Origin of the sequence: Tissierella sp. (assembly GCF_052089545.1) — a bacterium.
GTDB lineage: Bacteria > Bacillota > Clostridia > Tissierellales > Tissierellaceae > Tissierella_A.
This window is the reverse complement of the sequence record NZ_JBQDAA010000036.1, coordinates 4,765-15,214: the sequence shown is the minus strand read 5'-3', so window position 1 is coordinate 15,214 and position 10,450 is coordinate 4,765. Positions and strand designations below refer to the sequence as shown.

The 10,450-nt window shown below is 29.7% G+C and carries 11 protein-coding genes; all 11 read right to left on the bottom strand.

The window, feature by feature from the left end; genetic code table 11:
• Positions 1-19 precede the first annotated feature (19 nt).
• The 11 genes from buk to ACTHW2_RS04480 all read right to left on the bottom strand — a co-directional run bounded on the left by buk (position 20) and on the right by ACTHW2_RS04480 (position 10,364).
• A complete protein-coding gene (gene buk, locus ACTHW2_RS04530; RefSeq protein ID WP_442262624.1) occupies positions 20-1,087 on the bottom strand; it encodes a butyrate kinase in 1,068 nt (355 codons plus the stop codon).
• Positions 1,088-1,118: 31 nt separating this feature from the next.
• Entirely contained in the window at positions 1,119-2,018 is a 900-nt protein-coding gene (locus tag ACTHW2_RS04525; protein ID WP_442262622.1) for a phosphate butyryltransferase, read from the bottom strand.
• Between the two features lie 117 nt (positions 2,019-2,135).
• Positions 2,136-3,383, bottom strand: a complete 1,248-nt coding sequence (locus tag ACTHW2_RS04520; protein ID WP_442262620.1) for a CdaR family protein — start codon at positions 3,381-3,383, stop codon at positions 2,136-2,138.
• Positions 3,364-4,203 carry a diadenylate cyclase CdaA gene (gene cdaA / locus ACTHW2_RS04515; RefSeq protein ID WP_442262618.1) on the bottom strand — a complete coding sequence of 280 codons (840 nt, stop codon included), beginning with the start codon at positions 4,201-4,203 and terminating at the stop codon, positions 3,364-3,366. Before cdaA ends, ACTHW2_RS04520 begins: the two co-directional genes overlap by 20 nt.
• Before the next feature lie 97 nt (positions 4,204-4,300).
• On the bottom strand, positions 4,301-5,566 hold the full coding sequence (locus ACTHW2_RS04510; protein ID WP_442262616.1) for a CapA family protein: 1,266 nt from the start codon (positions 5,564-5,566) through the stop codon (positions 4,301-4,303).
• 77 nt (positions 5,567-5,643) lie between these two features.
• Positions 5,644-6,351 carry a PrsW family intramembrane metalloprotease gene (locus tag ACTHW2_RS04505; RefSeq protein WP_442262614.1) on the bottom strand — a complete coding sequence of 236 codons (708 nt, stop codon included), beginning with the start codon at positions 6,349-6,351 and terminating at the stop codon, positions 5,644-5,646.
• A 124-nt stretch (positions 6,352-6,475) separates the two neighbouring features.
• Entirely contained in the window at positions 6,476-8,176 is a 1,701-nt protein-coding gene (gene ptsP, locus ACTHW2_RS04500; protein ID WP_442262612.1) for a phosphoenolpyruvate--protein phosphotransferase, read from the bottom strand.
• A 9-nt stretch (positions 8,177-8,185) separates the two neighbouring features.
• Positions 8,186-8,446: an HPr family phosphocarrier protein gene (locus ACTHW2_RS04495; RefSeq protein WP_442262610.1), complete on the bottom strand. Its 261-nt coding sequence runs from the start codon at positions 8,444-8,446 to the stop codon at positions 8,186-8,188.
• Between the two features lie 176 nt (positions 8,447-8,622).
• The gene (locus ACTHW2_RS04490) at positions 8,623-9,168 is read right to left on the bottom strand and encodes a rubrerythrin family protein (RefSeq protein ID WP_442262608.1); all 546 of its coding nucleotides are present in this window, start codon (positions 9,166-9,168) and stop codon (positions 8,623-8,625) included.
• Between the two features lie 83 nt (positions 9,169-9,251).
• A complete protein-coding gene (locus ACTHW2_RS04485) occupies positions 9,252-9,815 on the bottom strand; it encodes a chromate transporter (RefSeq protein WP_442262606.1) in 564 nt (187 codons plus the stop codon).
• A gap of 6 nt (positions 9,816-9,821) precedes the next feature.
• Positions 9,822-10,364 carry a chromate transporter gene (locus ACTHW2_RS04480; RefSeq protein ID WP_442262604.1) on the bottom strand — a complete coding sequence of 181 codons (543 nt, stop codon included), beginning with the start codon at positions 10,362-10,364 and terminating at the stop codon, positions 9,822-9,824.
• Positions 10,365-10,450: the final 86 nt, after the last annotated feature.

Here is a 10,450-nt window from a genome sequence, read left to right as displayed (position 1 = left end):
TTATCTTTTAACTGTTAACTTATTTATATTCTTTAAGTTTTTCCTCTCCTCTTAACACTCTCAATACTCCTTGATTTAGAGCCATAAGTTCTTCTTCCCCAGGAAAAACTACTACTTCCGCTAAAAAACTTACTCTTTCTTTAATATAGGAAATAAAAAGATCATCATGTGCTATACCACCAGTAAGTATTATAGCATCTATTTTCCCATTTACTACAGTAGATAATGCTCCTATTTCTTTAGAAACTTGATATGCCATAGCTTTATAAATAAGCTCAGCATAGTCATCTCCAGCTTCTATTTTTTTTACAACTTTTCTAGCATCTGTTGTTTTGAGATAAGAAAAGATTCCACCCCTACCTTTTATCATCTTTTTGATTTCACCTTTAGAGTATTTGCCCGAAAAACACATTTCAACCAAATCTCCTACTGGTAAGCTTCCAGATCTTTCTGGAGAAAAAGGTCCTTCTCCATCTAACGCATTTGCTACATCTATTACTTTCCCATCTTTGTGAATACCTATAGATATACCTCCACCTAGATGTGCTACTATTAAATTTAACTCTTCATGTTTTTTATTTTTAAGTTTTGCATATCTTCTGGCTTGAGCCTTTTGATTTAAGGCATGAAATATACTCTGTCTTTCTATTCCATAAAGACCTGAAATCCTAGCTATATCATCTAATTCATCTACAACTATTGGGTCAACTATATATGAGTTGACTTTTCCAATAGATGCTAATTCATAAGCTAAAGGTCCTCCTAAATTAGAAGCGTGCTGTCCTGATACGCCTTTTCTTAAGTCCTTTAACATATCCTGATTTACAGAATAAGTTCCACCTTTAATAGGTTTTAAAAGACCTCCTCTAGCTACTACAGCATATATTTCTTTTAAATTTATATTATGAATCTCTAAAGATTTTAAGATTAATTCTTTTCTAAAATTATACTGATCATATATCTTATCAAAACTTTGTATCTTTTCCACATTATGCCTTATTGTTTCTTCGAACATCAAATTATCTTCTTCAAAAACACCTATTTTAGTAGAAGTGGAACCAGGATTTATAGCAAGGATTTTTTTCATATTTTTCCTCTGTCATTTTTCTTATAAAGTTTTAATCTACCATTAACGTTGCAAGAACTATAGAATGAAGTTTAGCTTCCTCATCATCTGCACGTGATGTTAATATAATAGGTGCTTTTGCTCCTATTATTATTCCAGCTGATTTTGCACCGCCTAAAAATGTCAATGATTTATATAGTACATTTCCTGCTTCTATATCTGGAGCAAGTAGTATATCTGCATCGCCTGCTACTTCACTTTCAATGCCTTTAATTTTTGCTGATTCTTTACTAACTGCATTGTCAAGAGCAAATGGTCCATCAACTATACAATTTTTTATATCTCCATTTTTGTTCATGTCAGCAAGTTCCTTAGCATGAACAGTTGCTTCCATTTTAGGTGATACTTTTTCTTTTGCTGCAAGAGCTGCTACTTTAGGATTTTTGATATTTAGTGATTCTAAAAGATCTACTGCATTTTCTATAATACCTTTCTTTTGCTCTAAAGTTGGAGCTATATTCATGGCCGCATCTGTTACACAGAAAATCTTATGATATGAGTCTATGTCAAATATAGCTACATGACTTATAAGTTTATCTGTTCTAAGTCCTATTTCTTTGTCTAATACTTGTTTCATTATTATAGAAGTATCTATAAGACCCTTCATTAAAACACTTGCTTTTCCTGTACTTACAAGTTCTGTAGCTTTTCTTGTAGCAAGTACTTTATCTTTTTCATCTATTATTTCTATATCTGTAAGATCAAGGTCTATTTCCTTGGCAATTGTTTCTATTTCTTCCTTATTTCCTACTAATATGGGGCTTACAACACCTTCCTCTACAGCCATCTTGATTGAAAGTAATACATCTTCATCTCCTGCTTGTGCAACTGATACTTTTTTAGGAGATCTCGCCTTTGCTAGTTTCATTAAATCTTCAAAATTCTTAGCCATTATTACACCTCTTTTATTTTTTTGTTTCATATATTTATTACCCTATTTACAATATTTAATCACTAAAGCTACTTTTAAAGTTTAAGCTTTTATATGGTAAATAAAGAAATCATCATACTATTCATCCTCATCTTCTACTTCTTCATCTTGAACATCTTCAATTTCTATTTCTGTATTTGATGGATCAATAAAATCTAAAGATAAGCCTTGTATGTCTTCCATCCTTATTTCTATTTCATTTTTTCCTAAATCTGCATCCTTTAAATCTATATATAGTTGAATGTTTTCATTTGAGATATTATCAAGTATTGATTTAACGCCATTTAAAGAGATCCTCACCTCTGATGGTATAGATTCCTCTTTAACCGTATATTTTTCATCCAAGTTTCTTATGCTTATTTCATCTGATGAAAATATATATTCTTTATCTATAGTCTCCTCTACACTATAGCCTATACTAATCTTTTGTTTAGAATCTACAAGTTTTATTCCATCTGGAAGAGCAAGTTCTACCTCCATAGAGGATTGTCCTATTAAATCATTTATATCTATAGCTTTCGTTTTTATCTTCTTTAAATCCTCAATTTCGTCTCCACCCTTAACTTTTACACTTTTAGGATATATGTTTATTTCTTTTATATTTATGTTTTCAGGAAGTTCATTTGATGTTTCAAGCTCTATTGGAAGTGTTTTAGTTTTAGAAATATCAATAGACACATCTATAATTCCAGGGTCTTTTTCTATACCTCTTACTTCTCCACCTTTATCATTTAAAAGTTGAACTGGAACGCTCATATTTGTAGAACTAGTTCTGTTGGTTAAGTCTACTACTGCTCTCGCTTCCGATACCTCATTTACCCAAGTTCTAGACCCTCTTATAATTAAGTTTTGTGGCTTTTTATTTATATCTTCTAAGATATGTCCTTCTGTAACTTCTCCTACAGTTTCAATATTAACACTTATTTCTTTAGATATAATCTTATCAATTTTAAATAAAATTTCTTTTGGTTCCCAGTTTACTATTTCTACATTGTATGGGGTATTTTGCAACCTAACTCTTACTGGGATTTTCATTTCTCCCTCTGAATATCCTGTCAAATCAACTTCTGCTAATATATTTGCTGATGTAATATTATCCATATCAGATTTTGGTCCTGAAACCCTAACATCTACACTAGCAGTTTCTGGATCCATAACAACGAGTCCTTGCCTATCTAAAGATTCAATATTATTGAGCCTAACATTTACATCTGAATAAGGTGTTGTAAGTACTGGATTTACTTCGCTCATAACATAAGACCATAAAAAGATTGAAATTACAAGGGCAAAAACTTTTGCAGTCCAATTATTTTTCAGTTTGCTCATCTTTACCCCTCCATCTATTTAAAAAACTCATACTATCTGTATCAGGTCTATACATATCTAATAATATTTTTCTAAGTGTCTGTATATCTATATATCTAGATATTTCTCCATTTTCTGCTGTAGATATTCCGCCCGTTTCTTCAGATACTACGATTGATATACTATCTGATTTTTCAGAAATTCCAAGAGCTGCCCTATGTCTTGTTCCCAACTCTTTGCTTAAGGTATTGTTTTCAGTCAAAGGCAGAAAACATGCTGCCGCCTTTATTTTATCCTCTTTAATTATTACAGCTCCATCATGAAGAGGTGTATTTGGTATAAATATATTTATCAATAGGTTACTAGATACAAATCCATCTATTGTAGTTCCAGTATCTGCAACTTCATTTAATCCAGTCTCTTTTTCCATAACTATAAGAGCACCAATTTTTTGACGAGATAAAGAGGCTACAGCTTCTACTATTTCCTCTACAACTCCTGTTATACTTTCTCCACGCATTTCAATTAATGACTTTTTAAAGGGACTATTTCTACCCAAATATTCTAACCCACGTCTAAGTTCTGGTTGAAATACTACTAAAATGGCTATAGTTCCAAGTGTCATAGCATTACTTAGTATCCAGTTTATAGTGAAAAGTTGCATCCATTCACTTATCTTTGTAAGAACTAATAAAAATACTATTCCTTTTATAAGTTGTTCGGCCCTAGTTTCTTTTATAAGGGTAAATAGTTTATAAAAGATAATAGCTACAAATATTATATCTATTACATCTCTCATTCTTATATTTGAAAAAAGATTAATCAAATATTCCAATAACATCACGCCTTTAAAAATATTTTATATACTTATATTTCATTATATATGAAATTTGATATAAATAAAACAATATTCCTTTAAATATTGTTTTATTTGCTACTTATTCATAATTTAATGTTTCCATACTATCCGATTGTGATTTATTAATCCTATTTTTAACACTATCACTTAATTTCACTTCTATACTATTATCTAATGCGTCTTTAGTAGGTAATATTCTATATACATCTTTTCCATCTTTATTGTATTTATCTATCCAAGTAGGCAAAAATTCGATGTTTTTAATAAATGTCTTGTCATTTGTTATATCTTTCTCTATATCTATCTCTACCATAACACCATCTTCAGTAAATGTGTTCCCCATAGTGTCTCCTCTTTGATTTGAAAAGAAATTTCCCTGTGAATAGATTATAAAGTTATCTTTTCCATCCTTTTTAATAATTTCAGATCTTTGCAGTACATGTGGATGGCTTCCAAGAACTATATTAGCACCCCACTCTACCATTTTATGACCTAAATCAATTTGACTATCATTGGGTTCTCTTTCATATTCATTTCCCCAGTGAACAGATGCTACAACTAGATCTACTTCTTCTTTTATACTTTCTATATCAGATTTTATCTTTTCTTCATCTATTAAATTTATCATATATCCAAGCTCTTCTTCACTTAAATAAAAATCCAAGCCATTTAATCCATATGTATAAGCTAAAAATCCTAATTTTATACCATTTTTCTCTTGGATTAAATATTCTGTCTGTGGCTTTTCATATGTACCTACATTTTTCAATCTATATTCTTTGGCATATTTTATAGTATTTATAACTCCTTCTTTGCCCTGGTCTAAAGAATGGTTGTTTGCAGTAGATATAATATCAAAACCCGTTTCCTTTAAGGCAAATAATGTTTCCTTAGGACTATTAAATTGTGGAAAGCCCGAAAACTTCTTATCATTTCCAGCTGTTACTGTTTCAAAATTTGCTATAGATATATCTGCATTATCAATATATTTTTTAACATATTTAAAATCATCTCTAAAATCATAATTTCCATTTCCAAGATATGATGCTTTTACTTGGGGCATATGAAACATTATATCTCCCACAGATAGAATTTTCGCACTTTTTATTTCAGGCTCTACTGGTTTTTCTATATCTGGAGTATCTTTTTTATTTGGAGGCACATCCTTAGACTTATCTCCTTTTCCTTGAATACTGCTATATAGTGTTTTACCACCATTTATTATAAATCTACTTCCCTTATATAATATAGGTATTAAGATTAAAATAAATATAAGAAGAATTATCCTTCTCCTTCTTATAATTTTTTCTCTACGTCTTTTAGCTCTTCTGTTTTGTCTACTCATATTTTTTCTCCTTTAAAGCTTTGTTTTCGATTATTACACCCATTTTACACTTTATAGGCTAAGTTTTCAATAAAATTTTATAGATCTTTCCTTTTGTTTTTTAATACGCTAGTTTTTGACTCAAGCATAAATGCCTCTAATTTTCTTTCATTTAACCACCATAAAAATAATACATATGGTACAAAAAATAAAGATAATCCTCCTATATTTGCCATAAGAATAAAGTCAAAAATTCCATGTAGAATCATTGGCATAATTAAAGATAATCTTTTATTTTTTCTTTTTCCTTCTTTATCAGTGTTAAATTTAGATAAAGACAAATAATATCCCATGGTTATACCAAATATTCCATGAGCAGGAACCGAAAATATCCCTCTATAAAGACCTATAAAGGGATTATTTGTATATCTAAAAGCAACATACATTATGTTTTCCACAGTAGCAAATCCAAGTGCTGCAAATACTCCATATATTATACCATCCAACTTTTCATTAAAATATCTAGTCCTATACGGAACTTTTAAAACTACTAATCTTTTAAAATATTCTTCTGTAAGTCCTGCTACTATAAATGCACTAAATAGCGCACCATATACACCAGAAAATATATTTACTCTGACCAATAATTCTTCTACTACAATAGTAGGAACAACTACTAGGGCTCCTAAAATATATGTTAAAAACAATAGTTTAGCTGGCTCTTTATCTATCCTATCAGTAAGATAAATTGCTAATAATCCTATTATTACTGGTACTATAGCTATAATTGTAAGTCTAATGTGCATATTAACAACTCCTAGAACTTTTAGATTATTATGCACTTAAATAAATAAATTATCCTTAGTAATTTAAAAAAAGACAAAAACCCATAAGTTATAGCTTTTTGTCTTTAGAAAACCTCTTAATATTTTAGTTTATTTTATCTATATATTTTTCTACTTCTTTTGCAGTTGCAAGATTTATAATAGTGTCTATATGTGTCTCCATTTCCTTTTTTGATGTATTTCTTATTTGATATCTAGCCTTTAAGATAGATCCTGAGTTCATGCTAAATTCGTCTAAGCCCATGCCTAAAAGAAGAGGAATAAGTTTTTCATCTCCCGCAACCTCACCACACATACCTACTTTTATTCCTTCTATATGTGCTGCATCTATAGTCATTTTTATGAGTCTTAAAACTGCAGGATGATACTGATTATATAGATTTGCTATCTTTTGATTTCCCCTATCTACAGCAATAGTATATTGTATAAGGTCATTTGTACCTATACTAAAAAAATCTATTTCTTTTGCAAATGCTCTAGCATGAACTGCCACAGCTGGTACTTCTACCATTATCCCTAGTTTTACCTTCTCAGAAAATGGTATGTTTTTTCTTTTTAATTCTTTTTTTACTTCCTTTGTTATTTCTTTAGTTTTTCTTAATTCTTCTACACTAGATATCATAGGAAAAAGTATATTTATATTTCCATAATAACTCGCCCTATAAATTGCTTTAAGCTGAGTTTTTAATATGTCAGGTTTGTCAAGCCCCACTCTTATAGCCCTATAACCTAAGTATGGGTTTATTTCTTTAGGCAGATTTAAATGAGGTATTAACTTGTCCCCTCCTACATCTAGTGTCCTTATAGTTAAAGTTTTATTTTTTAATTTAATAGCTATTTTTTTATAAACTTCAAACTGTTCCTCTTCAGTGGGATTATTCACCCTATTCATATACAAAAACTCACTTCTAAGGAGACCTACTCCCTCTCCATCTTTATCTAAAATATTATCTACATCAGAAGAAATAGATACATTTCCTAATAATTCTACCTTGTAATTGTCTTTTGATATAGTTTTCTTATCTATCATTTTTTTTAATTTATTTTTTAAATTATTTTCTTCCTCAAGTTTATTCTTATAAAAAATTAATTCCTCTTTTGTAGGATTTACTAAAACATGTCCATTATTACCATCAATAACAATATAGTCTCCATGTTCAACCATTTTAGTTATATCTTTTTTACCTGCAATAGCAGGTATTTCTAAACTTCTAGCTATTATAGAAGTGTGTGAAGTTCGACCCCCTAATTCTGTAACAAATCCTACTACCTTATTTTTATTCATCGCTGCTGTATCTGAAGGCGTTAAATCTTCTGCTATTATGATAGAATCCTCATTCATTGATAATAAATCTATGTTTTCACCATTTAAAAGAATTCTTAAAATTCTATCTCTTACATCTTTTATATCACTAGTTCTAGCTTGTAAATATTCAACTTCAATATCTTTGAACAAATTTATAAATTTATTTGCTGTTTCTTTTACAGCCCATTCTGCATTTATCTTATTATTTTTTATTTGTTTCTTTACTTCCATTATAAATTCAGGGTCTTCCAAGATCATCCTATGCGCCATAAATATTTCTGCTTCTTTTGTTCCTATCTCTTTTTTTGTAGTATTGTATAATTTATCTATCTCATCTTTAGCCTTTTGAAGAGATCTAACAAACTTATCTATTTCCAAGTTGAAATCCTCAATATTTTCCTTGTAAATTTCAACCTTATTTGTTTTATATAAAAATACCTTTCCTATACCTATACCAGGAGAGGTTCCTAACTTTTTCATTTTTATCTCCTAATTTCTCATATCTTTTAAAAGTTCTATAAGGACAGTTACTGCTTCTTTTGCATCTTCACCTTCAGCTTCAATGGCTAAAATATCTCCTTTTAAAGCTCCCATACTTAAAACACCCATAATACTTTTCGCGTTATATCTTTGTTTATCTTTTATTAAATTTATATTACTTATATATTTCGCAGATTCTTTTACAAAGATTGACGCAGGTCTTGCATTTAATCCAGTTGTATTTTCTAGTAATATTTCATCTCTATACATTAAAATACCTCCTACAATTCCATTTATAATATATTTTAATCTGATATTTACATGTAGATATAAGCTTTATATTATAGTAAATATTTTATCTATTATAGCATAAGTCTTAATTTTCCAATCAAAAAACTCTAGGAAAGTGTTTTCATAAAAAAAAGAACGCATCCGCGTTCTTTTTTTTAATATTCTATAAATAATTCTCTTTTAACACTACAAATTGGACAAATTTCTTCTTCCCCTGTTAAGGATATATATCCACAAACTGGACATAGATGCATTTCTTTAGCCTCTAAATCTTTTCCTGCATCTACAGCTTCTTTAGCAAGTGTAAATAAATCTGCATGTACTTGCTCTGCTTCTACAGCATATTTCATTGCTCTTACAGCAGCTTTTTCTTCTTGCATCTCAGCTGTAGCTATATATGCTGGGTACATTTGAGTTACTTCAAATAGTTCCCCATCAATTGCACCTTGCAGATTTTCAGAAGTATTAGTTAAACCAAATCCTGCCATTGAAGTTACTGGAAAATCTCCTCCAATATCTTTTAAAGCAGTAAAATGAAGTGTAGCATGTACTTGCTCAGCATCTGATGTACACATAAATAATCTAGCAACTGTTGAAAAACCTTCTTTTTCAGCTTTTTCTCCCCATATTCTATACCTCATATGTGCCATACTTTCTCCACCAAAAGCAGATCTTAAATTAGCTTGTGTCATTGCATTCATTTATGAAATCCCCCTTATATTTTTTATAGATAATAGTATTTAGTAAATAGTATTATCTAATTACCACTAAAACAATGTTATGATTAAAATCTAAATATCACGCCTATCAAAGCTGCTCCTATTATATAAACAATAGGATGCTTCTTATATTTATAAATTAAAAATAACATTACTACATATAACATTATACCTTTAATCTGGAAAAAATCCAATAGATTCTTCGTATTATAGTATTTATCTATATTGAATAAAGTAATTTTTGCTACTTCAAAGCCTGCGGCGCCTATAAGTCCAGCTACTGCTGGTCTTATACCATAGAAGGCCGATTTTACAATATGTCTTTCACTAAATTTAGCAAAATAGTGAGCTATTATAATTATAATAATCAAAGAAGGTACCACCAGTCCAATGGTTGCAATAATACCCCCTAAAACTCCTGCTGCACTGTTCCCTACAAATGTAGCTGCATTTATTCCAATAGCTCCTGGAGTAGATTCAGATATAGCTATCATATTTATAAGTTCATCTGATGTAATCCATCCATATTTTGAAACTAGCTCTTGAAGAAATGGAAGAGTAGCAAGACCTCCTCCTACAGAAAAAAGTCCTATCTTAAAAAAGACAAAAAAAAGCTTAAAATATATCATCTATTTTTACTCCTTTATTTCAATGTTTCTAAATTTTAATATCCCTGCCGCAGCAGATAAAACTACAATTATAATAGGCGATAACTTTAAAAAGCCTATAACTATAAAAGCTATTAAAAAAAGTATTTTCCCATAGTTATCTACAACTGACTGCTTGAACATATTTATGACAGCTACTGTAATAAGAGCAACAACTACTATTTGAATTCCATTAAATGCGTATTTTACCATTTGATAATCTTGAAATTCTTTAAAAAACTTTGCAATTATACTTATAATAATTAATGAAGGAGATACAAGACCTAAGGTTGCAGCTATAGCACCTACTATTCCCTTTTTTTTATATCCTATAAAGGTTGCAGTATTTACAGCTATAATCCCAGGTGTACATTGTCCTATAGCATAATAATCTATAATTTCATCATCTCTTGCCCAATTTCTTTTATTGACTATTTCCTCTTGAATTATTGGAAGCATAGCATATCCACCACCGAAGGTAAAAGCTCCCATACGAAAAAATATTCCAAATATACTTAAAAGTTCTTTCAATAAATTTCACCCTCTTTAAATTTTGATAAACTCCATTATACTATATGGTGTATTTTCATACAAACAAACTATATTATTGTAGACTA

What these genes read in the sequence shown, in the direction of transcription:
- buk (WP_442262624.1), bottom strand. Translation starts at nt 1,087, where the DNA reads ATGAAAAAAATCCTTGCTATAAATCCTGGTTCCACTTCTACTAAAATA.
- ACTHW2_RS04525 (WP_442262622.1), bottom strand. Translation starts at nt 2,018, where the DNA reads ATGGCTAAGAATTTTGAAGATTTAATGAAACTAGCAAAGGCGAGATCT.
- ACTHW2_RS04520 (WP_442262620.1), bottom strand. Translation starts at nt 3,383, where the DNA reads ATGAGCAAACTGAAAAATAATTGGACTGCAAAAGTTTTTGCCCTTGTA.
- cdaA (WP_442262618.1), bottom strand. Translation starts at nt 4,203, where the DNA reads ATGTTATTGGAATATTTGATTAATCTTTTTTCAAATATAAGAATGAGA.
- ACTHW2_RS04510 (WP_442262616.1), bottom strand. Translation starts at nt 5,566, where the DNA reads ATGAGTAGACAAAACAGAAGAGCTAAAAGACGTAGAGAAAAAATTATA.
- ACTHW2_RS04505 (WP_442262614.1), bottom strand. Translation starts at nt 6,351, where the DNA reads ATGCACATTAGACTTACAATTATAGCTATAGTACCAGTAATAATAGGA.
- ptsP (WP_442262612.1), bottom strand. Translation starts at nt 8,176, where the DNA reads ATGAAAAAGTTAGGAACCTCTCCTGGTATAGGTATAGGAAAGGTATTT.
- ACTHW2_RS04495 (WP_442262610.1), bottom strand. Translation starts at nt 8,446, where the DNA reads ATGTATAGAGATGAAATATTACTAGAAAATACAACTGGATTAAATGCA.
- ACTHW2_RS04490 (WP_442262608.1), bottom strand. Translation starts at nt 9,168, where the DNA reads ATGAATGCAATGACACAAGCTAATTTAAGATCTGCTTTTGGTGGAGAA.
- ACTHW2_RS04485 (WP_442262606.1), bottom strand. Translation starts at nt 9,815, where the DNA reads ATGATATATTTTAAGCTTTTTTTTGTCTTTTTTAAGATAGGACTTTTT.